Raw genomic sequence first — 26339 nt, forward strand, 5'->3', positions numbered from 1 at the left:
CCGGCGCCTGTCGAAAGTTATTTAATCAAAGACAATGTGATAACATGTTGTGTGTATCTATTGTCAACATTGAATTTAAAGGGAAATATAATAATCAATTTGTTACTTGGTTTTTGGCGCTCGGCCGAAGCTTTGTATAAAAAGGAGAAAATATGAAAAACGGAGATAAATCAATACAGGGTATTTGTTTTGGCGAGGTTCTTTGGGACAATCTTCCTACAGGTAAAAAATTAGGCGGTGCGCCTTTGAATGTGGCTTATCACCTCAATAAATTGGGGGTTACAACGCGTATGCTAACGCGCATAGGGCGTGACGATAATGGTTACGAACTGCGTATTGTATGTGAAGATCTGGGTATCCCGACCGATTTCTTCCAGTACGATGACTTGTTACCAACTTCAACAGTAGAGGTTTCGATCGATGCAAAACGCGACGTGCATTACGATATCGTTTATCCTGTAGCTTGGGATAGAATAGCGGTGGACAATGTTGTTCTTGAGGCAGTTGCGGCGGTGGATTTTTTGGTGTATGGCAGTCTGGCCTGTCGGGATGATGTAAGTTTTCAAAGTTTGCTATTATTGCTGGAAAAAGCCCGCTTCCGGGTGATGGATGTCAACCTGCGTACACCTTATTTTGGTCCGGAAAAAATACATACACTGTTGGGATACGCTGATTTTGTGAAAATGAATGCCGAGGAACTGCATGTTATTTCAGACTGGAATGGCACGACGGATGCCTATACCGATCAGCAGCGTGTAGACCTGATCATGGAGCGTTTTGCAATTCAGGAGGCAATTGTAACCTATGGTGCAGATGGAGCGGTATATCATTATAAAAAAGACAATATCAGTTATCATTTTCCAGCCTTGAAAGTTCAGGTAGAAGATACCATCGGAAGTGGTGATTCTTTTTTGGCGGCTTTCCTGACCAAAAGGTTTCAGATGCAGGAAGGTGTTCAGCTGGAGGAAGTACTGGAATTTGCGGCGACTTTAAGTGGATTTGTGACACAGAGCCGGGGGGCTTGTCCTGAATATAACGATGAGGTCATCAATCGATTCCAATGGTTGCATCCGATCTTCAATGGAGCTCAGAAGCAACAGTAGGTGAACTGCTTCTTTACGAAGCAGTTTACCCGTTATCATAATCAAATAATCAATCTAAATCATTAACCATTTACTTATAACCAATTATGTTTACAAGACAGAAAGCAATGCTGCTCCCGTCTTTGGCACTTTTTTCTGTTGTCGCATTTGCGCAACAGACTGAAATCCGGGGAAGAATTACGGATGGCGGGACAGCAGCACCTATAGTAGGGGCATCTTTAGTGGTGAAGGGAACCACAATAGCCACCAAGACAAATGAAAAGGGAGAATTTGTCCTTCAGACTTCGGGCAATCAGGGTACATTGGAAATAAGCTATGTCGGCTATGCCTCCCAGGCGATTGCTGTAGCAGGAAGAAAGTTCCTCGATATTCAGCTTACGCCTACCGAAAAAGGGCTCGACGAAGTGGTTGTTACGGGATATCAAACAGAACGGAAGAAGGATTTGACGGGTGCAGTGAGTGTCGTTAATGTTACTGAGATGATGAAGGCTCCGGAAAATAACCCGATGAAAGCGCTGCAAGGACGGGTCGCTGGTATGACCGTAACTTCGGATGGTAGTCCGAGTGGAGCGGCAACAGTGCGTATGCGCGGAATCAGTTCCATCAATAGTAGTCAGGATCCCTTGTATGTCATTGATGGAACCCCCACACAGGGAGGAATGCACGAGCTCAATTCGAATGATATCGAAAGTATTCAGGTTTTAAAGGACGCTTCTTCGGCGAGTATCTATGGCTCGCGCGCAGCGAATGGTGTTATTGTCATCACAACAAAAAAAGGAAAGATAGGTGCCCCTAAACTTACGGTAGACGCCTATGCCACCAGTACGCATTTTAATAATCGCATGAAAGTGCTGGATGCCCAACAATATGGTCGTGCATTGTGGCAGGCCACCATCAATAATGGTGGAAACCCTAACGGAAATAATATTGGTTATCAGTTTGAATGGAATAACGACGCAAATGGCGTACCTCAGCTCAATACTGTTTTTGTTTCCAAGTATATCGACCGTGAACATACCATGTACGCTTCCGATACCGATTGGTTTAAGGAAGTTTCAAAACCGGGATTACAGCAATCTTACAATGCGACATTAAGCTCCGGTACAGAAAAGTCCAGTTCCTTTTTCTCCTTAGGTTATTTGCACAACAATGGGACACTCCGTTACACGGATTTCCAGCGGATATCAGCCCGGATGAATGCCGATTATAAATTATTCGATGGACGCTTGGTGGTGGGCGAGAATTTTACGGTAAACAATACCGGTGAAGTGCAGGTACCGGGCGATGTGCTTGACCTTTCGTTAAAAGCATTGCCCATTATTCCTGTCCATACAGTAGATGGAATAGGATGGGGTGGGCCAGCATTGGGGATGAACGACCGCCATAATCCCATGCGTGTACTTTATGACAACCGGAACAATAAATATAATTATTGGCGGTTGTTTGGAAATACCTATGCCGATCTACAGGTCATAAAAGGTCTGCATGTCCGCACCAGTTACGGTTTGGATTATAGTAATTTTTACAAACGTAATTTGGAAGTATCCTATCGTTCGGGATTCATGAACAGCAGCCGGAGTGGGGTTAATATGGAACAGTCCCATGGGATGAAGTGGACTTGGTCCAATACGGCAACTTATCGGAAAGAGATTGATAAACATACCTTAGATGTGCTTGCCGGTATGGAAATGAACCGTCAGAATGATATCAATTTTAATGCCTATACTGCCGGAGATGGCGCCTTTGCCATAGAGACACCGGAGTATATGTGGCCGGGTGTGAGTACGGGCACAGCGGCAGTAGGCGGTGGCTCTACGGGATTCTCGCTGTTATCCTATTTTGGAAAGGCCAATTATTCCTATGATGACCGCTATCTGGCTTCCTTCACCGTGCGGCACGATGGCTCTTCCCGCTTCGGTAAAAATAACCGCTTTGCCACTTTCCCGGCGGTAACAGCGGGGTGGCGGATTTCGTCCGAGCGTTTTATGGCAAGTACGAAAAACTATATTTCGGACCTCAAGCTGCGTGTTGGATGGGGGCAGACAGGTAACCAAGGGATAGGTAATCTGGCTACCTATGCGCTGTTCGTCCCCGAATATGGTGTTGCTGATCCCACATGGAACATCGTGGATGGCACAGCATACGACCTCTCGGGCGCAGGAACGGGAAAATTACCGTCGGGATATCGCAAAATCCAAACAGAAAACAATGACCTGAAATGGGAAACCACAACGCAGACGAATATCGGTTTGGACTTTTCATTGTTTAAGCAAAGTCTCTATGGTTCGATTGACTGGTATGTCAAAGCAACTAAAGATATGTTGATCAATCCAGCCTATATCGGTGTGGTCGGAGAGGGCGGTTACCGTTGGGCGAATGGTGCCTCCATGGAAAATAAAGGTTTGGACGTATCGGCTGGATATCGCAATAAAACATCGTTTGGACTGGATTATGATGTGATGGCTGTGTTCTCTACCTATAAAAACAAGGTGACACATTTGCCCGAAGCGGTAGAAAACTCCTATGGAGGTCGTCAGGGGGATAATATTATCGGCCGGCCGCTGGGATCATTCTATGGTTATGTCACCGACGGTATTTTTCAGAATCAGGACGAAGTGGATGCGCACGTCAATCAGACCGGTAAGGGGATAGGGCGTTTACGTTACGTCAACGTCTATGATGCGGACAAGCAGATTACGGATATGGACCGTACCTGGATCGGTAGTCCACATCCTGATTTTTCCTATAGTCTCAATATTGTGCTGAAATATAAAGGGTTTGACCTATCGGCATACTTTCAGGGGGTACAGGGGATAGATGTCGAAAACTGGCTGAAAAAGCAAACAGACTTCTGGAGCGTGGATGACGTCAATTCCAATAAAGGCCTTCGGTTGCTGAATGCATGGACACCACAAAATCCAACGTCGACGATTCCGGCCTTACAAACGACAAACAACAATGACGAGGGCCGCCTGTCAAATTACTTTATTGAGAATGGATCTTATATGAAACTCCGGAATCTGTCTCTGGGCTATACCTTGCCAACAGCAACAGCCTCACGCCTGCGTATGAGCCGGCTAAGGATCTATGTGACCGGTCAGAACCTATTTACCGTTAAGTCAAAGAATTTTACAGGTGTAGATCCTGAAAATGTAGGTTGGGGGTATCCAATTCCAACGACCTGGACAGCCGGGGTAAATATTGGATTTTAAAAAGGGGAGAAATAAGGCTATACACTTATAAATAATTTATACGGATGAAAAAAATAACCACCAAAATAGCGATACTTATGGTTCTTGCTGGACTACTTCCGGGATGTACCAAATTTTTGGATCAAACACCCAATGGTGTACTGAGCTCCGATCAGGTTAAAGAGCCAGAACGATTATTGACAGCGACCTATGCTGCTTTGGGCAACGATCATTATGATGTCCCTTTTAGCTTATGGCCCTATGGTACGGTTCGGTCGGACGATGCTTATAAAGGCGGATCGGGACCACAGGATATCCAGACCTTTCATTTTCTTGAGGTCTCAAATAACATTACAACCAATTTTGCGGAGTTGGATAAATTATGGTTTCAGTTGTACGTTGCGATTTCGCGTGCCAATACGACAATCAAGACCATACAGGAAATGGACAATTTCGATGGGAAGGAAGAAAAACTTGGTGAAGCACGTTTTCTGCGGGGGCATTTTTACTTTATGCTCAAGATCCTTTTCAAATATGTGCCTTATATCGATGAAAATGTACCGGTAGACAGCTATGAAACCGTATCGAATAGAGCCCTAAGCAACGATGCACTATGGCAAAAGATTGTAGCGGATTTTCAGTATGCGGTAGATCATCTTCCTGCTGTGCAAACGGAGGTCGGTCGGGCCAATCGTATCGCCGCCGCCGCTTATCTCGCCAAAGCTTACCTGTATAAGGGATACCGTCAGGACAATGCCGAACGTAATATGGTGACGGGTATCGATGCGGGAGATTTGGAAAAGGTTGTACAAAATACGGATATTGTGCTTTCATCGAACCATACGTTGGAAACCGACTTTGCATTTAACTTCTTGCCGGGCAAATATGAAAATGGAACAGAGGCGCTGTTTTCAGTTCAGTTTTCAAAAGATGACGGGACAAAATTTGGGCGTGTTAACTTTTCTGATGTACTATCTGTACCTATGGGGGTGGGCTGTTGTGATTTCAATAAACCGAGTCAAAGCCTTGTCAATGCGTTTCGCACAACGGGTAAAGGTCTACCACTGGATAATTATAATGCGTTGAATAGCTTTAATACCTCCGAGAAGTATGACCCGAGGTTATTCCATACAGTTGCAATTCCGGGCTTACCGTACAAGTATAGTAGCAAAAGAACATACGAAGAAAGCTGGAATCGTAATCCCGCGGAGTATGCTGTTTATGCCTCGTTAAAAGAAAATGTTGATCCCGACTGTGATTGTTTCGTTCCGATGGTACCCTTCTATGCGAATACAAAGAATCGAATTGTATTGCGCTTTGCCGATGTGCTGTTGATGCGGGCAGAGGCGCTTATCGAGCTGCATCGATCGGCTGAAGCACTGCCATTGATCAATCAAGTGCGTACGCGGGCAAAAAATAGCACCTCACTTACGGGCTATGCAAATGATAAAACGCTGATCGAAACCTACAAAAATGGTGATAATATTGTGTGGACCGAAGATAATGCCCGGAAGGCGTTACGTTGGGAAAGACGTTTGGAGCTCGCGATGGAAAATGGAAGATTCTTTGATCTGGTACGTTGGGGAATTGCAGACCAGGCCATGAATGCCTATTATGATGTAGAAAAGTCACGTCGCTCTTATTATTCCTCGGCACATTTTACAGCAGATAGGAATGAATATCTGCCGATTCCCGAAGCACAGATCAGATTAAGTAAGTATCTGTACAAACAAAATCCAGGCTATTAAACAGGCACTTATTGTTGAACGATTAGCATAACCAATTATTCCAATGAACACATTAAACAATTATATAAAAGTAGGAATTACCATCCTGTTTATCGGCCTTCTCGCTGCCTGCAAGCGTGATGCCGATAGTACACTCAATTTGAGTGCAGATGTAGATGTAGTTTCTTTCAAGGTCGGCAATACCATTGGGAAAGTAGATCAGGCAAAAGGTACCATTCTTGTTATGGTTCCTGAAGGTACAGATCTTTCGGCGGTGGCTCCGACAATTGAATTGTCAAGCAATGCCAAGGTTTCTCCAGCTTCAGGCATCGCTCAGAACTTTTCATTTTCTGGCACAACACCGATTACTTACCGCGTGTTTAATGGTAATCTATTTAACACCTACCAGGTAACCGTCAAAGAAATCAAGGCAGAAATAACGGCATTCCGCATCGGAGAAAAAGCGGGAATCATCGATCAGAAAAATAAAAGTATTAAAATTTACCTACCCCTGGGGACAGACCTAAAGAACCTATCACCGGCGATAGAATTTACAGCCGGAGCGAGCATAACGCCCAATCAGAGTGGGCCCGTGGATTTAAGTTCCCCCATAAAATACAGCCTTGCCTATATGGGGCAAGTTTTCCAATACACGGTAACTGCCCTATTGGGTACAGAACCCAAACAAATCCTTATGATTTATAATGGCGAAACCAGCGTTCCACATTTCGACGGGTTAGGGGTGAGTACGGTAGATTCACCTTATCCCAATCCGAAAACCACTGGAATTAATGCAACACCTTTCTGTGCGTCTTTTGTGCGGGACAATAAAACTGGTGAAGGCTGGCACGGTGGAGCACTCTGGAATGCAAATAAAGTGACGATCAATCCGGCAGAATACGGGCGTTTCTCGATGATGGTATTGAAAGATGTTGCTGGTGATGTGCAATTGGAAATTCAATCGGATGGCGAACAGAATAAAGATTGGTTGCGTGCCAATTATTCGAAAGATCATGTCGGTGAGTGGCAAGAATTGGTTTTTCAGATTCCTGCTGGAAGAAAGGCTATCATTAACAATATACTGGTAATGCCACATGAGCATCCTAATGGGCAGCCCGTGGCATTTCCTACCCAACGGATGTATTGGGACGAATTGAAGGCATTACCCAAAGAGTAATCGAGTACAAACAAAACAAGTTATTATAAAAACAAAAATGATAGCTAATCAGGGATTAATAGAAAGATTTAAATCATGAGACCAAAGATGTATTTGTTTCCGACAGTATTCTTGCTAAGCTTGTTGACAAGTTGCAAGAATGGGGACGAGAGTTCGACAGGGCTGGATAGGCGCATGGAAATACTGCCTGTGGACAGCTCTACGGCTTGTATTTCGGGACAGGAGGTGGGACCCTATCAAAGGTTCTACAGACCCCAGCAGGGGTTTGTGGGCGATCCAATGCCGTACTACAATGCCAACGATAACAAGTTCTACTTGTTTTATCTCTATGAAAATGCCAACAGGCATCCTATCTATAGCACACGGACAAGTGATTACGGAACATTTGAGGGGTATACCGAAGTATTGTCGTCGGGTGCTGTAGGGAGTCAGGATGAATGGATCGGAACAGGAAGTTTTATTAAAAAAGGAACATTGTATTACTGTTTCTATACGGGGCATAACAATATTTTTACGCCTGCGGAAAAGATTATGTTGGCTACGTCAACTGATTTGATGAATTGGACCAAGCAACCAGCGATGGCGCTGCAGGCTGCCCCGGGCTATGATCGAAATAATTTTCGTGATCCACAGGTTTATTGGGATGAAGGCCGCAATGCCTACGTCATGCTGGTCACGACACGAAAAGACGGAAAAGGAACGCTGGCACGTTATCAGTCGACAGATTTAAGCAGTTGGTCTATGATTGAACCGCTCGTTGCGACCACAGGTACAGTAGAGAAATATGGAATCGAAACAGATGCAGAACTATTGGAATGCCCGGATTTATTTAAAATGGGCAATAAATGGTATCTCTTGTTTTCGCGGATCAACCGGGATGAACACCGCAAGACATTTTATCGTGTTGCGGATTCTCCGGATGGCCCCTGGACGATCTGTCGGGATGCCGAAGGTCATCATGAAACCTTTGATGGACTTTATCTCTATGCGGGGAAGACGGCTAGCGACGGTACAACACGTTATCTTTCGGGCTGGTGTTCGACCGGGCAAACAGTAAATAATAACAACGAACTGCCCTGGGCTGGAAATTTAATTTCACATCAGTTGGTTCAGGGAGCTTCAGGACGTTTATATCCTAAAATTCCGGAGGCCCTAAACAGTAAATTCAAGACGGAAGTCGCCTTTGAAAAACTGAGCAATGTTGGTCAAGTTTCCGAATCGAATAAAACCTATAGTTTGACAGCGCAATCTGGCGGAAGAAGTTATGCACAATTTAACCGGAACACTTCATCCGTGAAAGTGACAATGACGATTGATGCTTCCCAATCCAGCAAATTTGGTTTTTCATTTGGCGCATGTGATGATCCGACCGAAGTATATAGCATTGCTTTTGATCTGACTTCATCCAATCGCTGGAATATGCCCGCACTGTTTATGAACAAAGAGGCACGCAATGGCAGCGGAAGCAAAACAGAACTCAATTTTACGCCACTTACAGTACCGACCAACCGGCTTTTTAACGTGAAAATTATTATCGAAAAATCGATTGGTATCGTATATGTGAATGATCGTGTTGCTTTTACCAACCGGATCTATAAAATGGATCAAAACCCTTGGACTATTTTCGCGGATCAAGGAACAGTAAAAGTGAATGGGTTGAAAATCGAAAAATCTTCCTGACAATTGAGGCAATATTTGCCTATTGAAGCGAACAATAACCTAATTAGAAATGTAAACAAAAGAAAAATGATAAGATTAAAGAAATACAGTGTTTTAATGCTCCTGCTAAGTGTTTTTGGTACGAGTCTGGCACAGAAAGGACAGCATAAACAAGGGGATCCCGAAGAGAAGTATCGCCCACTTTACCATTTTACCCCACAGCAGGGCTGGATGAACGACCCCAATGGACTGGTTTATCTGAACGGTAATTATCATCTTTTTTTTCAGCATAATCCTGAAAACCCCGTTTGGGGGCCTATGCACTGGGGCCATGCGATCAGTAAAGATTTAATCCATTGGGACGAGCAGAAGATCGCATTGTATCCCGATAGTTTGGGGACTATTTTCTCCGGTAGCGCTGTAATCGATAAAGATAACACGGCAGGTTTTGGAAAAGGTGCTATGGTCGCTATTTTTACCCATCACAATCATCAGGAAGAGGACCGAAAAACAGGATTGCATCAAAATCAAAGTTTGGCTTATAGTTTGGATAAGGGCCTTACCTGGACAAAGTATAAAGGCAATCCGGTATTGCCAAACCCGGGTATATGGGATTTCAGAGATCCAAAGGTGATGTGGCATGTGCATAGCCAACGTTGGATTATGACCTTGGCTACAAAAGATTGTATTACTTTCTATTCTTCCAAAGATTTGAAAACATGGCAGAAGGAAAGTGAGTTTGGCAAAGAGGTGGGGGCCCATGGCGGTGTCTGGGAATGCCCTGATCTTATCCCCATGGATTACAAAGGAGCTACAAAATGGGTTTTGCTGGTGAGCATCAATCCAGGTGGACCCAACGGTGGCTCGGTGACACAATATTTTGTGGGTGACTTTGATGGGCATCAGTTCCGAACAGCGGATACTAAAATAAAGTGGTTGGATTGGGGACCCGATAACTATGCCGGCGTAACCTGGAGTAACCTAGGGGATAGGCACCTGATGATTGGCTGGATGAGCAACTGGCAATATGCCAATGTGGTTCCTACCACAAAATGGCGTTCCTCCTCAACCATACCTCGTGTTTTATCTTTAGGAAAAGTTGGACAGTCGTTCTACGTTTCGAGTACTGTTCCCAAAGAAATTGAAACCGCATTTCGTCCACTAAAAAAATACCATGGCGGTGGAACGAAGGAAGTTTCGTTCGGCCAACATCTCCCACAAGCGTACCGTTTGGACCTCAAAAATTTGAAGCAGCAGGCTTTTAAAGTCATCTTATCAAATGAATCTGGCGACGAATTGGTTATTGGTTATCGTGAAGACCAAAATACCTATTATATCGATCGTTCTAAGTCCGGTGAAGTGTCTTTTAATGGAGATTTCTCAAAGACAGCTTTGTCACAACGGCTGCAAAATAAGGGAGCACTTTCTTTCAGTTTGTATGTTGATGTGAGCTCTGTGGAACTTTTTGCAGACGAGGGGCTAACGGTAATGACCAGTTTATTTTTTCCAAAAACGCCGATAACCAAGCTGCGTATCGTGGGCGATAAAAAGCTGGAGTTTCAGGAAATCGGTATTTCTGCATTTAAGAGATAAGAGCTGGATTTTTGCCATTAAAGCGATCCTTGATAAGACAAGGATCGCTTTATACTTCGCTACTTGGTCTTATTTTCGAGGTGCAAGTGTGCTGGCATTAGTGTGGGGAAAGTCCACGCAAAATGATTTTTTTTGTAAACTATTGGACGGTACATGGAAAGATACGGATCAAATTTCGATGTATTATAAATATCCTTCATGGCCTCAAAGAGATTGGAGGGCCAAACTCCTGCTGTCCTGTCTAGCATGTCAACGTCCGGATTTTTAAACCAAGGCCATTCAGTTGGATGTTGATTGTAATAATATAAATAGTCAAGGGCCTGCCTGACCGATTTTCCATCCTTCGTGGCGGTAAATAGGTTTTCTCCCGTGGCATTGTGTATACACCACATGGAGGCTGTCAATGGTGCTAATGAAAAGTAGGTGTACCATAAACCTTTCTCACCCCGTTTTACTTCCTCAATAAGATGACCATCAGCTGCGATCTTTTCGAAAAGATCAGCCTTGATCAAGTCTATTGTAAAAGAAAGCTCTTTTTGGTCATCAAGAAAGTTTGCCGAAAGTAGATTCGCAAACCTCGCCCAATCCGCAATATTATTGGATCTTTCGCGTAAGAAATGTGTCGCTTTTTGATAGACATCGATGGCCCAGACCTTAAAATGATCGCGATCTTTCTTCGCCCAAAGGGGATCGTTTTTAAGTAATTCGGCAGCAATCATTAATCCGGCTCCCGCATAAGAAAGCACAACTGGTCCGTCAAACTGACTGTATTTTTTATTGATTGTGGCCCAGGAGTTAATGAAATATAAGGCCTTGGATGCATACTTTTGCTCACCGTTTAAGGTATACGCCAAGGCCGTACAATAGGCAGCGAAAGCATCCGCATGGAGCTTTTTTGCCATAGCACGTTGGCCTTCTTTATCGTTATAAAAGCCGGGTACACTAAAATCTTCAACTGCATGATGGTCAGTTAATAAAAGAGAATCGGCCAGCGTAACCAACTGCTTGTATGCCGCATATACCGGTTCGGATTTTTTGTTGATTTGTAATTTAACATAATTGATCTGGGTAATGGGGTGCATTAAGGATTGCCCATGACCATGTGAAGGCCAAATAAATAGACAGACTATCAACAAGGTCAATCCTATTTTTAAAAATTGAGTGGTTTGGTCCTGTAGGCCAGAAAATAAATATATGAAATTTTGCATGGTTCTAAATGGATACGTTTATCGATCGGTTTCGTCGCTATGGGGGGATTAGCTACTGCAAATTAAGAAAAAAATAACATAAGTTTACTGGTGTTCAGAAATTTCATTTGAATTATTGCAGCGAAGTAATTAACTTCATGCCTAGAATAATCAATTATGGACATCAATCAAAATCTGCCTGAGAAGGAACTCTTGTGCCAACTCCATCATGGAGATATACAGGCTTTTGATATCTTGTACCATCGTTATAGCCAGATTATCTATGCCAATATCCTTAAGTTTCTGAAAAATGAAACTAGTGCCGAAGATTTACTTCAGGATGTTTTTCTACGTATCTGGGAAAATAGGTCAAAAATAGATCCTGAACAATCTTTTGCAGCATTTCTATTTACCTGTTCGCGTAACATCACATTTAATTTCAAGCGACGCTTGAAATTGGAGATGGAATCTGAAGTCCAGCTCGCCTATGGCGCATTGGAATCTGAAAATACCATTGATAAAGTGCTCGATTCCAAGGAGGCCATGGTCTTGGTAGAAAACTTGTTGAGTAGATTGCCCAAACAACGCCAAAAAATATTTAGGTTATCTAAGCTTGAAGGTAAAAGCTATAAGGAGATTGCCGAAGAAATGGATATTTCGATTGCTACTGTTCGTGACCATATTGTTAAAGCCAATAAATTTATCCGACATGGTGCATTGCAGGACAATGGCTTCTCGGCCCTCCTAATGATTCTGCTTTTACATGCTGCAAATTAATTTTTTTTTCTAGAGCAGACCTTTATGCTACGAAGTGTGTATTTACTAGTAAAAATACAGCTCAGTGGAGACCAATAAATCTAAAATAGACCAATTACTTCAAAAATATAAAGAAGGGAACTGTTCGCTTGAAGAGATCGAATGGCTACAGCATGCGCTTTCTGCTACCGACATCGGGGATCAGGATGCCATCGATCAGGCTATAGTCACTAGTTTACTCCAGCCTTCTGCTGCAGGAAAAATGAGTGAATCCAGGCAAAAAATAGTGCTCGGAAATATCAAAAAGCAAATTCAGCAAGGCACACAGGAGCGCGATAAACCTAAGTTTTCAATCGGATGGCCCTATTGGGCTGCGGCGGCTTGCCTACTGCTCTTTATTTTTACAATGCTATTCTGGCAGCAACAGACGAGTCCTGTTCAGGCAGACATTAACCTCGTGAGGATGCAAGATACAACGGGTGATGTTGTAAATCCTGGCGGAAACAGTGCTACCCTGCGTTTAGCGAACGGCACACTTTTAGAACTCGATAAACAGGCATCGGGAATTGTGATGGGAGAAAGTATTACCTACGAAAATGGAAAGTCTATCGCTGCTGCGGCATTAGATAAACAGGCGATGGCGGCAGATCCAAGTAAGCTTATATTGGAGTTAGCCACTCCGTTAGGAGGCATATACCAGATTACTTTACCCGACGGGACAAAAGTATGGCTCAATGCGGGCTCTTCGCTAAAATATCCGATGAGCTTTGCTAAAAATGAACGAAGAGTTCGTTTGGAAGGCGAGGCCTTTTTTGAAGTGACGAAAGATAGCGCACGACCTTTCAGAGTGCTGAGTAAAGGACAGGAAATTGAGGTGCTCGGGACTGCCTTTAACGTCAATGCTTATCCCGATAATACAACGATTAAGACGACTTTAGTCAAGGGAAAGGTTAAATTATCGAACAATAATCGATATTCAGAAGCAATATACCTGCTACCGGGCCAGCAATCGACCAATACCAATGACGGAAAAATACAGCTCGCAAATGTGGATACAGCACCCTTTACCGCCTGGAAAGAAGGTTTGTTTTATTTTGACGAAACACCGCTTTCGGATGCACTGCAGCAGATCGGTCGCTGGTATAATGTCGAAGTGAAGTATAAGGGCGAGGTACCGCAAACACATTTCTATGGTCGTATAAAACGAAGCAAGCCACTTCGCGACGTACTTGACGTATTGGAAGAAGGTGGATTGCGTTTTGAGCTGAGCAAAAGCGATGAAAAGAATATCCTATATGTTAGACCGTTGTAATTAAAACCCTAAATAAAGATGAAAAAAGAAATGATCATGGATTCCACTTAATCCGGAAAAGGGTATAAGCAAAACAAAAAGGGCAGTGCTGGGGGGCACTGCCTTGAATTGGATGCATATACTTACAAGTGTTGCCCAAAGGCAAATTTTTGATAACCATTTATAAATAACATACAAACCGTACAAACATATGATTTTTTATCCATTTGTTAGGCTACACCCGTGGAGTTTAACTTTACGAAGTATACTGATTATGAAATTGATCGTACTCATTTCTTTACTGACCGCGATGCAGCTGTTTGCAGAGGGAAATGCGCAGACCATAAACTTAACCGCTAAGCACGTCACCTTAAATGAGGTGATGCGCGATATCCAAAAACAGAGTGGTGTTAATTTTTTCTTAACTGGCAAGTCATTGGCTCAGGCACGTTTGTCAGTCAATATACAGCATGCCAAATTGGAAGATGCATTAAATGCTATCGTAGCACCTTTGGATCTGGAGTGGATCAAAAAAGATGAGGTGATCGTGATAAAACCCAAAAGAAATCCGCCAAATACCGAACGCAAAGAAGTCCTGCAGCGGAGCATTGCTGGTAAAGTTGTTAATGGCAAAGGACAAGCCCTGGTAGGAACAACCATTACAGTGAAGGGAGCTAATATTTCCACGGTCACGGACCAGGATGGAAGGTTTACGATTCAGTTATCAACGGCAAATGGCACTTTGGTATTTTCAAACGTAGGCTATCAACGTTTGGAAAAAAGTGTCACTGGAAATGATGAATTAACCATTGTACTTCAGGAAGAGGTAAGTGGTCTGGATGAGGTGGTCGTCGTGGGGTATGGAAGCCAGAAACGCGCAAATGTAATTGGTGCGGTGTCAACCGTGAACGGAAGTTCGGTAGAGAATAGGTCAACCTCCACACTTAGTTCTTCACTGGCTGGACTCGCGGCGGGCGTTAACGTACAGGCCACAACGGGAAAACCAGGTGCAGACGGTGCTAGTATACTGATTCGTGGAAAGGGAACTTTAAACAATACGTCCCCCTTGGTTGTGATCGATGGTATTGTCGGATCTATGGATGCCGTTAATCCCAACGATGTGGAGTCAATTTCGATTTTAAAAGATGCGGCAACAGCAGCGATCTATGGATCCTTGGGGTCGAATGGCGTTATTTTAATTACGACAAAAAAGGGAGCCAAGGGAAAAAATAATGTGTCTTATACGGGCATGGTTTCGATGTTGCGCCCCAATAATGTACCCGAATTTATTACCGATTACGCACAACATATGCGCCTTGTTAATGAAGGCTTCAAAAATTTAGGGCAAGCGGCTGTTTATACTGATGCAACAATCAACCTCTGGGAAGAAGCGAAGAAAAATCCAACAGGGTTAACAGAATTTGGTATTCCAAATGAAGTCGCATATCCAAATACCAATTGGGGTGATGTGCTTTTTGGACAACGCAAGCTTTTACAAAATCATAATCTTTCTCTAAATGGCGGCAGCGAACAGACGCAATACCTCTTTTCAGTGGGCTATTTCAACAATCCGGGGACGATGCCCGAAACAGGAGCAGACAAGATACGTCTGCGTATTAACTTACAGTCTAAAGTTGCCAAGTTTTTAACTGTGGGTACCCAGACCTTTGGCGATATGCAGAATTTGAGCGTCGCCGATGTGGTCACAGCATATTCTTATCTGACCCAAACTGTACCTGGAGTATATCCTTTCTATAACGGGGTCTATGGTTTCCCGGCTGCTGCCGAAGAATCGGCTACCGCAAACAATGCCTTGGCTTTTCTAAACGGGATGGGTGGAAAGAATCAGGTCAATCGATTCAATACCACAATATTTGCGAAGTTAAATCTCATGAAAGGCTTGGAGTTTGAATCAAGGATAAATTATAATCATGCCTATACCGAAACGAATTCTCATCAGGTGCCTTATGAAAAATGGAATTTTGCAACCAACAAATTAAGTACGGCAGCGCTGTCTGCAGGACAAATAACTACCCAGTATGGGTTAACCAAGAGCTACAATGTGATTCTTGATAATGTATTGCGTTATTCAGGATCTTTTGGCAAACACGATGTGGGCGGTATCTTGGGATATAATGAACAGTACTTTAACCAGTATAATATCGGAGCGGCCAAACTTGGACTTGTGCATCCAGACCTGACAACATTTAATTCGGCGACGACAATGAGTTCCATTACGGGGGATGAGCTTGACTACGGGTTACGGTCCTTTTTTGGTCGCGCAAATTATGCTTACGCTAATAAATACCTTGCGGAAGCGGTGGTACGGTACGATGGATCATCTCGATTTGGAAATGCCAAACGTTGGGGGTTCTTTCCCGCCTTCTCTGTGGGATGGCGTATTTCGGAAGAATCTTTTATGAGCCCACTCAAATCTTTTGTGAATGATTTGCGAGTAAGGGCCTCTTGGGGGAAAACCGGAAATAATGCCTCTCCGGGTAATTACGATCATCTTCCCTCGTATGGTACGGTCAACTATTCTTTCAATAATCAGGCTGTTCGAGGATTGGCACAGACTAAACTAGGAAACGATCTTTTACACTGGGAAACGACCACAACAACAAATGTAGGTTTTACAGCCACGGCATTGAAAAATAAATTAACAGTCGATTTTGATGCCTACCGTGCTTATACCGATGGAATCCTATATGTTCCGACCATTCCAGCCACAACTGGAACCGCTACAGCGGCAACGATGAATATTGCCGAAGTTAGCAAGCGGGGGATTGAATTGACGCTGGGATACCAAGATAAAATCAACGGTTTTAACTATGGAATATCGGCCAACTTCGCCTATAATACCAATCGGGTAGAAAAATATAAAGGGGCATTGTCGGAGGGCTATGTAACGGATGCGGCCGGTAATCGTGTTTACCAGTCCAACATCGGTATGGTTTCTACCGGTGTCAACCAGCGTATTTTAGAAGGACACGAAATCAATGAATTTTACTTGTACAATGTATACCGAGGTTCGGGAAGCCATTTTTTAGCAGATGGTTCTGTCGATAAAAATGGAGGACCGCGCGACGGTATGATCCGGACGGAACAGGATATGGAATGGTTGAAGGCTATGGTCGCTGCAGGTTACTCATTTCAGCCTGCCGATGGCATAGACCCTACCAAGATATGGTATGGTGACTTGATCTATTCGGATATGAACGGTGATGGTATCTACGGGAACGTCTATGACCAAAAGTTTATGGGCAAAAGAGAAACTCCTGCATTCAATTACGGCCTCAGTATCAACATGGCCTATAAAGGATTTGATGCATCCATGATTTGGTCTGCTTCTTCAGGTATGGCGTATTACTGGAATGAACTCTATCTCAATTCTTCCATCGTTGCGCAGGGAAAATCGGTGCCGGCATTGGTTGCCAACGATCATTACTATTATAATGCCGCAAATCCTTCCGATCCCAACAACCGGCTAACTGGTTATTATCCACGCTTAAAAGGAGTGACAGATGCACAGAATGGACGTACCAGCGATTATTATTTGTATAACGCTTCTTTTGTGAAGCTACGTAACCTACAATTGGGTTATTCGCTTCCAGAAAGCTTGGCAAACCGTCTATCAATTGCAAAATTACGGATCTATTTAGCGGGTGAAAACTTGCTGACATTTACGAAATATCCTGGTTTAGATCCTGAGATAGGTTCAACAACAAATTACCCTTCCATGCGGCAATATTCACTGGGTTTGAATCTTACTTTTTAATCCGAATGACAATGAAAATGATGAAAAAAATAATAGCAATTGTATTGCTAACAAGTATATTGGGTTGCAAAAAAGATCTTTTGGATACTTCCCCCTATTCATCGGTCTCCACCGCAACGATGTGGACAACCGACAATTTAACTGATTTAGGGATTGCGGGGATCTATAGTTCCTTTCGACTCTTAATGGGGCATAGCGGACTGATCTCACCTTATGAACTTTATCAGTTTGACCGTTTCTCCTATACTGGGCAGGCACGTTTTGATGAACCCTTATTGACCGGTACCATCACCGCCGGTGATCCCTTATTTGTGAATGTTTGGAAGATTCAATATGAAGGTATCCAACGTGCAAACGATGCCTTAAAGAATCTTCCCCTAAAATCGCCTTCTACAGCGGAAAAAAAAGCGAAATATATTGCGGAAGCTAAATTTCTACGTGCTTACTTTTATTTTCGGCTCAATCAGCTCTACAAAGGGGTTCCCATCTACCTTGAGCCGTTTACTGCAGCCGAGGCCATCAAAGGACGTAGTTCGGAAGATGATGTCTGGAATCAAATCCTGGCAGACTTGAACGATTGTATCGCAGAAACTAATTTTCCGGATCGTTATCCTGCAGGGAATGCGAATTATGGACATGCAACAAAGGCGGCAGCTTATGCCTTACGGGGTAAAGTTTATCTCTATCGAAAAGATTGGGCAAAGGCTTCGGCAGATTTTCAAAAAGTAAAAGATGCTGGCCACACACTTTTTGGAGATTATAAAGCTTTGTTTAAAGAAGCTAATGAACAGTGTCCTGAGATGATTTTTTCTATTCAGCATCGGAGTGAGTCAGGCTATGGAAATAATATGCAATTGTTTTGTGGTTGGCCCTCGGTTTATTCGCGTGGCTGGAATTATTACATGCCTTCGCCACATTTGGTCGATCTCTATGAAAATAACGATGGTTCTAAGTTTGAATGGGATAAAATTATTCCCGGATACAGCAGTCTAACCGAAAATGAAAGGGAGGTGTTTTTTCTGCGCAACAATCTCACGGAGGCCGAGAAAGCTGCAGCAGCGTTGAGAGGTGCAAAGATGAGTCTCTATCTACCGCAAGGCAATGAGGAGCGTATAAAAAAGGCCTATGAAAATCGTGATCCCCGTTTGCAGGCCAATGTCGTGACGCCTTATTCGACTTTTAGGGGTGCCTATAATTTTACGAATGTTGAAAGTCTTCAATTTATGCGCTGGCCATTTCGCGGGCAGGCACAGGTAGACGGCGATATTCAGAGTGATACACAGATCAATTTCTTCTATTTCTATCGAAAATTTGTCGCTGAAGGAGTCAATGAGATTGTGGATCGCAATTATGGTCCTATCGATTTTCCGATTTTCCGCTATGCTGATATTTTATTGATGTGGGCCGAAGCGTTGAATGAAGAAGGTAAATTAAATGAAGCAATAGCAAAAGTTAACGAAGTTCGTCAGCGTGCGGGAGTAGCACTTTTAAATTCCAATGCTGCAACTACCGTTGGCGGGAAGGAGGACTTACGCCTACGTATTCGTAATGAACGTCGGGTTGAGTTCCCGAATGAAGGGATCAATTACTTTGACGAATTGCGTTGGGGAACCTGGAAAGAGAAAGTATTTCAAGCGGGCAATGGACGTAAGCAGGTTTGGGGGACAAATGTTGGGAATTATAGCTATAAGGGTGACTTCCTGAACGTATGGCCTATCCCGACCTCAGAAATACAGATGAACGTGAACCTGGTGCAGAACCCGGGGTGGATCGATTAGTTTTATGGATATAAAATAAACCTAAACATGATTTTTTTTAGATATAGCCTATACTTTATTTATTTTTTGAGTTTTTTTTATCCTTTTTTTCTACGTGCGGATACAAGCGATATGGTAAAAAAGGGATTTGATTTGGCCCAGCGGCAGTACGCTTTGTTGTATGACGATCATAGCGATCTGCGTAAGTATCCACGATCGGCAGATCCGACGGGAAAAACAACTTTTACAGATATCCGGGACTGGACGGGTGGTTTTTGGCCAGGCTGCCTTTGGTATGTCTTTGAGTATACCGGCAAGGATCAATGGCGGGACGCTGCACTAAAATGGACGAATTCATTACGCCAAAATCAATATAATACGCAGCACCATGATATTGGTTTCGTGATGAACTGCAGTTATGGAAATGCCTATCGGTTAACTGGTGATACTACATTCAAATCAATTTTAATCCAGAGCGCCAAATCGCTATTGACACGTTTCAATCCGAAGGTTGGTGCAATTAAGTCTTGGGATACCTTTTCCTCTTGGGATGGTAAACATACGTATGAATTCCCTGTCATTATCGACAACATGATGAATTTGGAACTTCTTTTTTTAGCTTCCAAATTATCCGGGGATTCTGTTTATCGTAATGCCGCTATTCGACACGCCGAAACGACGCTGAAAAATCAATATCGCGCAGATTACAGTTCTTATCATGTGGTTACCTATGACCCCAATACCGGTGCTGTATTGAGCCGCGAAACGGCACAGGGTTTTTCGGACAATTCCGCTTGGGCTAGAGGGCAGGCCTGGGGATTGTATGGGTTTGTTGTGATGTACCGTGAAACGAAGGATCCTAAGTTTTTACAGGCTGCGCTAAAAATGGCTGAGTTTTATATAAAGCATCCGCGCCTGCCTCAAGATAAGGTGCCACAATGGGACTTCGATGTAAATCAAGCTGGATATGTCCCAAACTGGAATTATCGCAAAGCAGATTTTGAGACTATTCCACGGGATGCGTCGGCAGCAGCGGTTACTGCTTCGGCATTGCTGGAACTGGTTGACTACATAGGAACTGGACAACAACAGGAATATTTGGATGTCGCCGAAGCGATCTTGCGCTCATTGGGTTCACCGCAGTACTCCAGTGCGGTTGGAGCAAACGGTTTGTTTGTGCTGAAGCATAGTGTAGGCAGTATTCCGCATCAAGGGGAGATTGACGTCCCGCTAGTGTATGCAGATTATTATTATCTAGAAGCATTAATGCGCTGGAACAAGCGAAACCATCAGCTTACACAATTGATGAACGAATGGGGGGAGATGAATAGACAGAAGGCAAAGGCATTAAAAGATTTTCAGCAGCAGAAATTTGGTCTATTTATCCATTGGGGGCTGTATGCTATTCCGGCAGGGATATGGAATGGGCAAAAAATGGAAGATTTGGGTAGCCCGAGTGTTGCTGAATGGATTCAACTGGTTGCAAAAATTCCTCGGTCTACTTATGCAAAATTGGCGGATCAATTCTCCCCGCAATCTTTTGATGCCGAAAAAATTGTTAAAATGGCCAAGGACGCAGGGATGAAGTATCTTGTTGTGACGAGCAAACATCACGACGGATTTGCCCTCTATGGTTCAGCGGTTAGTTCATTCAATAGCAAGCAGGCTACGCCCTTTAAACGCGATATCATTCAGGAACTTTATGATGCTTGTCTTCGGCACAAACTCGATTTTGGTATCTATTATTCACAGAATATCGACTGGCGGGATGGTAGCGACGCGCAATATGCGGTAACAAAGGCACAGCATGATCTTGTTCATGCCAAAACCGATGCTTTTGGTGCCAATCTCTGGGATCCCAGCGAAAATTCTTTCGCTTCGTATCTCAACGAAAAAGCAATTCCTCAGGTAAAGGAAATTTTGACGCGGTTTAAACAGTTGAAATATATCTGGTTTGATATGCCGGGATTGATGACTGCAGAACAGAGCTTTCGATTCTATAAAACCGTGTATGATTGTAATCCACGTGTAATTGTCTCCGAGCGAATTGGCAATGGTATGGGCGATTATGCCATTCCGGGAGATAATCGGATTCCTGACTCTTCTGAGCGTTTTACCAGACCTTGGGAAGCCATTGGAACATTCAACCATTCCTGGGGCTATAAATCTTATGACCACGATTGGAAAAATGTGGATGAATTAAGGTATTGGCTCCTTGAAATTGTCAGTAAAGGAGGAAATTATATGCTTAATATTGGTCCAGATGCACAAGGAAATGTAGCCACACCGGTAAAGAAAAATCTTGCTATCTTAGGGAAATGGTTGCGGCTCAATGCCGAAGCGGTTTATGGGACATCGCCCTGGACCATTTCGCATGAGGGACCAACAACAGTACGGATAACAGATACCGAGCAACGGGAAAGGGAAGGATTTAAAGTATCATTGACAGCCTTGGATTTTTGGTTTACTCAGAAGAATGATTTTGTATATGCGATGGCTCTTGTAGTACCCAAAGATGGAATCGTCAAGGTACAGTCCTTGAACCAGAATAAGGCTAAAGTGAAATCAGTGGAAATTCTAGGGTTTGGTCAAATCGATTTCCAGCAGGATAACCATGGATTGCAATTGAAATTACCCAAGAAGATACAAAACAGCAGCTTGGGCTATGCGCTAAAAATAAAACTAGGCTAATCCAGCTATTAGCTTTATCAATTATAACGATGTTGAATCTATTATTAAAAACAAAAAAAATACGCTTTTTGCCAATTTTCCTCTGCTTTAGTATATGGTATGGACAAGCTATTGGGCAGAAAAAAACGGATAGTTTTGGCTGGGGGGATGCACAGAAAGTACTTTTTTTAGGCAATAGTATTACTTACGCGGGGCAATATGTCGCTATGACAGAAAGTCTATTCCTGAGCAGTCACCCGAAAAGGAAACCTCAGTTTATTAATTCGGGCTTACCAAGTGAGACCGTTTCTGGACTCAGTGAACCGAATCATGCCGATGGAAAATTTCCACGCCCCTGTCTATTTGATCGACTGGACAATGTGCTCGATAAAATAAAACCTGAGGTTGTTTTTGTTTGTTACGGTATGAATGACGGCATTTATCTCCCTTTTGATGCTATCCGTTTTGAAGCCTATAAAAATGGAATTATCCGTCTGCACAAACGTTTGGTCGATCGGGGCGTCAAGCGCATCCTATGGATGACCCCGCCGGTACATGATGATCCGCAGCTTCGGCTCAATGGCTACAATAAAGTATTGGATCGCTATGCCGAATGGCTTATCGGCTATGCCAAAATGCATTCCTGGGAAATCATAGACCTGCATTTTCCCATGCGTCGTTACTTGGAAGCTAAGATCGAGAAAGACGCTCAGTTTAAACTGGCCGCAGATGGGGTGCACCCCGGAGAGTTGGGGCATTGGCTAATGGCTAAGGAAATAGTACAGCACCTGATGCCTGATTTCCCGATTGAAAGCACATGGGATGACAATTTGCAGAATCAACCAAAACTTCGCCAGTTATATACGCTTGTTTTGAAAAGGCAGACGATGATGAAAGACGCATGGCTGACCTATACAGGTCATAAACGACCCGGACTATCCAAGGGAATTCCAATAGAAGATGCTAGCAAAGCATATGCTGTTATTCAGGATGAAATTAAAGCGTTGGGTTTCTGATCGGCGATAGCTTGCAATCCGAATAAATGAACTTTTATGTATAAATCTATATCATGATGAAAATCAATTTTTTTAAATGGAAGTGTGCAGCAGCTGTGGGAATGTTGCTGTGTATGACCGATGTTGCTATTTCACAGACCAAATCGCCACCGTATGAAGGTGTTGCAGGTTGGCAGGAGACGCAAGATAAACGTATGGAATGGTTTAAAGAGGCCCGTTTTGGGTTATTTATCCATTGGGGATTGTACAGTGCTGCAGGTGGTTCATTTGAAGGGAAACAATATCCACAACATTATGCCGAATGGATACAAACCTGGGGGAAAATTCCCAGTAAGCAGTATGCCGAAGTACTGAAACCAAAATTTACTTTAGGTTCTTTTGACCCAAAGTCCTGGGCACGCCTTGCGAAAAAAACGGGAATGAAGTATATGGTACTGACCTCCCGACACCACGAAGGCTTTAGCCTGTTCAATAGCCAGCAACCTTATGCCTTGAAAAATGATGTTACGGGTACGGCAAATTTATCGCCGAAAGGAAGAGATCTTTACCGCGAAATTATGGATGCTTTCCGTCAGGAGGGAATGAAAGTAGGAGCTTATTATTCGCTCCTGGATTGGCAGCATCCCGATTCTTATGAAGCTTTTCAGCTGAACCCGAATGTGAATAAGCATCAGCCAGATCATGAACGTTACAAAGCCTATCTATATGGGCAGATCAAGGAACTTGCACAAAACTATGGGCGGCTGGACATGCTGTGGCCCGATTTCAGCAGCAAACAGCATGAGGGCGAAGCCTGGGGGACAAAGCATATTTTGACAGACCTGATCAAATGGCAGCCCAATATTATTATCAATAATCGATTTTGGAACGGTCTCGAAAATAAGAATGGTGATATCGGAACTCCCGAAAAATATATTCCACCAACAGGTTTGCCGGGTATGTACTGGGAGGTGAGCCATACCATGAATGAAAGTTATGGTTATAGCGCCCATGATCAAAATTGGAAAAGTTTTCCCAAGATCATGCAATTATTTGTGGAAACGGTGAGTAAAGGGGGGAATTTCCTGTTAAATGTCGGACCTGATGGTGATGGTGCCATTCCTGAACCTGCGGTGCGGATTATGGAGCAAATCGGGGAATGGATGAAGGTCAATGGCGAATCTATTTACGGTACCACCGCGAGTCCTTTCCAAGCCTTGGATTGGGGGTATTGTACCCAAAAAAATGGAAAGCTATATCTGCATGTTTTTGATCGCCCGGCCGATGGAAAAATAAATCTGCCCATCAAAAATAAAGTGACGGCTGTCTACGCCCTAGCTTCACCTAACATGAAGTTAAAATCTACTTTAGAAAACGGAAAACCAGCAATTCCTGTCGATATCTTCGATAGTAAGAAAGGACCGAAGGTTATTGTTGTCGAAATCCAGGGAAAACCAATTGTTGAGGAAAGCCTGACCCAGACACAGGCAGATGGACGTATCGTGATGAACGCAAATAATGCAAAATTACAGGAAGGAAAGGGATTAAAAATTATTGGTGCACATACCCATGATCCAAACCGCCCGAACGCCATTGGTCAATGGAAAGACCTTGCGGATAAAGTTTTTTGGGATATCAAAATTCAAAAACCAGGGAAGTATCGTGTGCTCGTCAATTATCTGGCGAATAGCAATCAGCACGGTAAAATTGTGCTCTCGATGCTCGGACAGCAGCTCCCATGGACGTTTGTCACTGAAAAAGAAGCTAAATTTAAGGAAGTGGTCATGGGAACCATTGAGGTATCCCAGCAAGTAATTGGTGAGCCCAGTACGAAGGTGATTTTGCAGGCTACAGCCATCGAAGGCGATACTTTGCCAGAGATTGCTTCGATTACTTTGGTTCCTATACAAGAATAAACTATCTTTAAGAAAACCTGAACAAATCATCCAAACATAAACCATTTTGCCGTCAAGGACTGAAGAAGTACTATAGGGACGTGCAGAAGAATAAACTATCCATAAAGAATGAAAAGAAGAGAATTTATAGCCAAGGGAATTGTATCCTCTTTGGCTTTTACAATTGTCCCGCGCGTTGTGTTGGGAGGCAATGGATTTCTTGCGCCAAGTGATCGAATCAATCTTGGGTTTATTGGTGTCGGAAAACAATCCTATACCTTGATGAATGGCCTCAATCGCTGCAAGGAAATCGCAAGTCTGGCTGCCTGCGATGTAGACCGAAAAAAATTAGCTGCATTTATTGCAGCGACAACGAAAAAACAGACGGAATTGTCAAAAGCACAGACCGAGATCAAGGCCTATCATCATTATCGGGAACTATTGGATCGGAAAGATATTGATGCTGTTGTCATTGCTACACCCGATCATTGGCATGCGCAGATTGCAGTTGATGCGGCTAAAGCTGGCAAAGATATTTATTGTGAGAAACCCCTTGCATTGACCATTGCCGAAGGTCGTGCCATGGTCGATGCAACCCGAAAATATAAACGTGTATTTCAGACGGGCAGCATGCAGCGTTCTTCCTATAATTTTAGACAGGCAGCAGAACTGGTTCTCAATGGCTATATCGGCAAAATAAAGGAAATCAATGTTTCTGTGGGCGAACCGGTCAAACAATGTGACCTTCCCTCCATGCCAGCCCCCGATTATCTCGATTGGGATATGTGGGTAGGACCTTCACCATATCGGGGTTATAATCCGATATTAAGCCCACCTTTGGAAGACGATAAATGGGCCTGGTGGCGCGGTTACCGTGATTTTGGTGGCGGTTACATCACCGATTGGGGAGCACATATGTTTGACATCGTACAATGGGCCTTGGGCATGGATGAATCGGGCCCTGTTCAGTTTAATCCACCCAAGGAGGCCAACAGCAATAGCGGGCTCTCGTTTAGCTATGCCAATGGCGTTCGTGTAAACCATGTGCAGTGGGGAGTACATAATGCGATCCAATTTATTGGTGAAAAAGGTAAGATTGAAGTAAGCCGCGAATTTATCCGTTCGAACCCGGAAAATTTGGCAAATCTTAAGCTGACATCTTCTGATCGTCGTTTGTATTATAGTGATAATCACTATCAGGACTGGGTTGGTGCGATCAAAAAAAGAAGTAAGCCTATCTGTGATGTTGAAATAGGTCACCGGACGAGCTCAGTGTGCAATGCCATCAATATTGCGTATGAACTTCAAAAGGATTTAAAATGGAATCCACAAAAAGAACAGTTCGACAATGACTATGCTAATCTCATGCGCAGTCGCCCTTATCGCGGGGAATGGGATTTTAGAAAGTTCTAGTCTTTAAGACAAGTTTTCGATACAGACCTGACAAGATTTTTTTGTCAGGTCTGTATGTTTATTGATCAATCTATCTACAACAATTTAATCCCGAATGACCCTGTTTTTGGCAATAAAAGGGTGTGGAAATCGAACTGCCTACTTGAC

The 26339-nt window shown here is 43.4% G+C and carries 15 protein-coding genes; 14 read left to right on the forward strand and 1 reads right to left on the reverse strand.

All coding sequences use genetic code 11. The annotated features are described in order from the left end of the window. Window positions 1-152 precede the first annotated feature (152 nt). The 6 genes from ACLCDV_RS07035 to ACLCDV_RS07060 all read left to right on the forward strand — a co-directional run bounded on the left by ACLCDV_RS07035 (window position 153) and on the right by ACLCDV_RS07060 (window position 10450). The gene (locus ACLCDV_RS07035) at window positions 153-1103 is read left to right on the forward strand and encodes a carbohydrate kinase family protein (RefSeq protein WP_411973267.1); all 951 of its coding nucleotides are present in this window, start codon (window positions 153-155) and stop codon (window positions 1101-1103) included. Window positions 1104-1189: 86 nt separating this feature from the next. Further along, complete coding sequence (locus ACLCDV_RS07040; RefSeq protein WP_411973268.1) at window positions 1190-4315, forward strand: SusC/RagA family TonB-linked outer membrane protein; 3126 nt, start codon at window positions 1190-1192, stop codon at window positions 4313-4315. 44 nt (window positions 4316-4359) lie between these two features. Further along, on the forward strand, window positions 4360-6042 hold the full coding sequence (locus ACLCDV_RS07045; protein WP_333577019.1) for a RagB/SusD family nutrient uptake outer membrane protein: 1683 nt from the start codon (window positions 4360-4362) through the stop codon (window positions 6040-6042). Between the two features lie 43 nt (window positions 6043-6085). Further along, entirely contained in the window at window positions 6086-7198 is a 1113-nt protein-coding gene (locus tag ACLCDV_RS07050; protein WP_411973269.1) for a hypothetical protein, read from the forward strand. A 75-nt stretch (window positions 7199-7273) separates the two neighbouring features. After that, a complete protein-coding gene (locus tag ACLCDV_RS07055) occupies window positions 7274-8878 on the forward strand; it encodes a glycoside hydrolase domain-containing protein (RefSeq protein WP_411973270.1) in 1605 nt (534 codons plus the stop codon). A gap of 66 nt (window positions 8879-8944) precedes the next feature. Next, a complete protein-coding gene (locus tag ACLCDV_RS07060; RefSeq protein WP_411973271.1) occupies window positions 8945-10450 on the forward strand; it encodes a glycoside hydrolase family 32 protein in 1506 nt (501 codons plus the stop codon). Between the two features lie 59 nt (window positions 10451-10509). Here the strand turns inward: ACLCDV_RS07060 and ACLCDV_RS07065 are convergent, their stop codons facing one another. Beyond that, a complete protein-coding gene (locus ACLCDV_RS07065; RefSeq protein WP_411973272.1) occupies window positions 10510-11658 on the reverse strand; it encodes an alginate lyase family protein in 1149 nt (382 codons plus the stop codon). Between the two features lie 156 nt (window positions 11659-11814). On the opposite strand from ACLCDV_RS07065, the gene ACLCDV_RS07070 reads away from it, so the two are divergent. The 8 genes from ACLCDV_RS07070 (at window position 11815) to ACLCDV_RS07105 (ending at window position 26192) form a co-directional block, all read left to right on the forward strand. Then, the gene (locus ACLCDV_RS07070) at window positions 11815-12414 is read left to right on the forward strand and encodes an RNA polymerase sigma-70 factor (protein ID WP_294350935.1); all 600 of its coding nucleotides are present in this window, start codon (window positions 11815-11817) and stop codon (window positions 12412-12414) included. A 64-nt stretch (window positions 12415-12478) separates the two neighbouring features. Beyond that, window positions 12479-13705, forward strand: a complete 1227-nt coding sequence (locus ACLCDV_RS07075; protein ID WP_411973273.1) for a FecR family protein — start codon at window positions 12479-12481, stop codon at window positions 13703-13705. Window positions 13706-13958: 253 nt separating this feature from the next. After that, window positions 13959-17462: a SusC/RagA family TonB-linked outer membrane protein gene (locus ACLCDV_RS07080; RefSeq protein WP_411973274.1), complete on the forward strand. Its 3504-nt coding sequence runs from the start codon at window positions 13959-13961 to the stop codon at window positions 17460-17462. A gap of 17 nt (window positions 17463-17479) precedes the next feature. Continuing rightward, entirely contained in the window at window positions 17480-19240 is a 1761-nt protein-coding gene (locus tag ACLCDV_RS07085) for a RagB/SusD family nutrient uptake outer membrane protein (protein ID WP_411973275.1), read from the forward strand. A gap of 27 nt (window positions 19241-19267) precedes the next feature. Beyond that, window positions 19268-21910: an alpha-L-fucosidase gene (locus ACLCDV_RS07090; protein ID WP_411973276.1), complete on the forward strand. Its 2643-nt coding sequence runs from the start codon at window positions 19268-19270 to the stop codon at window positions 21908-21910. 29 nt (window positions 21911-21939) lie between these two features. After that, window positions 21940-22905 carry an SGNH/GDSL hydrolase family protein gene (locus ACLCDV_RS07095; protein ID WP_411973277.1) on the forward strand — a complete coding sequence of 322 codons (966 nt, stop codon included), beginning with the start codon at window positions 21940-21942 and terminating at the stop codon, window positions 22903-22905. A 53-nt stretch (window positions 22906-22958) separates the two neighbouring features. Beyond that, entirely contained in the window at window positions 22959-24800 is a 1842-nt protein-coding gene (locus tag ACLCDV_RS07100) for an alpha-L-fucosidase (protein ID WP_411973278.1), read from the forward strand. Window positions 24801-24908: 108 nt separating this feature from the next. After that, window positions 24909-26192, forward strand: coding sequence for a Gfo/Idh/MocA family protein (locus ACLCDV_RS07105; protein WP_411973279.1), 1284 nt, complete (start codon window positions 24909-24911; stop codon window positions 26190-26192). Window positions 26193-26339 lie beyond the last annotated feature (147 nt).

Source organism: Sphingobacterium sp. Lzh-3, assembly GCF_046764375.1.
Taxonomy (GTDB): domain Bacteria; phylum Bacteroidota; class Bacteroidia; order Sphingobacteriales; family Sphingobacteriaceae; genus Sphingobacterium.

Bases quoted from the DNA above. Each gene is read 5' to 3' on its own strand.
- ACLCDV_RS07035 (WP_411973267.1), top strand. From the start codon at position 153: ATGAAAAACGGAGATAAATCAATACAGGGTATTTGTTTTGGCGAGGTT.
- ACLCDV_RS07040 (WP_411973268.1), top strand. From the start codon at position 1,190: ATGTTTACAAGACAGAAAGCAATGCTGCTCCCGTCTTTGGCACTTTTT.
- ACLCDV_RS07045 (WP_333577019.1), top strand. From the start codon at position 4,360: ATGAAAAAAATAACCACCAAAATAGCGATACTTATGGTTCTTGCTGGA.
- ACLCDV_RS07050 (WP_411973269.1), top strand. From the start codon at position 6,086: ATGAACACATTAAACAATTATATAAAAGTAGGAATTACCATCCTGTTT.
- ACLCDV_RS07055 (WP_411973270.1), top strand. From the start codon at position 7,274: ATGAGACCAAAGATGTATTTGTTTCCGACAGTATTCTTGCTAAGCTTG.
- ACLCDV_RS07060 (WP_411973271.1), top strand. From the start codon at position 8,945: ATGATAAGATTAAAGAAATACAGTGTTTTAATGCTCCTGCTAAGTGTT.
- ACLCDV_RS07065 (WP_411973272.1), bottom strand. From the start codon at position 11,658: ATGCAAAATTTCATATATTTATTTTCTGGCCTACAGGACCAAACCACT.
- ACLCDV_RS07070 (WP_294350935.1), top strand. From the start codon at position 11,815: ATGGACATCAATCAAAATCTGCCTGAGAAGGAACTCTTGTGCCAACTC.
- ACLCDV_RS07080 (WP_411973274.1), top strand. From the start codon at position 13,959: ATGAAATTGATCGTACTCATTTCTTTACTGACCGCGATGCAGCTGTTT.
- ACLCDV_RS07085 (WP_411973275.1), top strand. From the start codon at position 17,480: ATGATGAAAAAAATAATAGCAATTGTATTGCTAACAAGTATATTGGGT.
- ACLCDV_RS07090 (WP_411973276.1), top strand. From the start codon at position 19,268: ATGATTTTTTTTAGATATAGCCTATACTTTATTTATTTTTTGAGTTTT.
- ACLCDV_RS07095 (WP_411973277.1), top strand. From the start codon at position 21,940: ATGTTGAATCTATTATTAAAAACAAAAAAAATACGCTTTTTGCCAATT.
- ACLCDV_RS07100 (WP_411973278.1), top strand. From the start codon at position 22,959: ATGATGAAAATCAATTTTTTTAAATGGAAGTGTGCAGCAGCTGTGGGA.
- ACLCDV_RS07105 (WP_411973279.1), top strand. From the start codon at position 24,909: ATGAAAAGAAGAGAATTTATAGCCAAGGGAATTGTATCCTCTTTGGCT.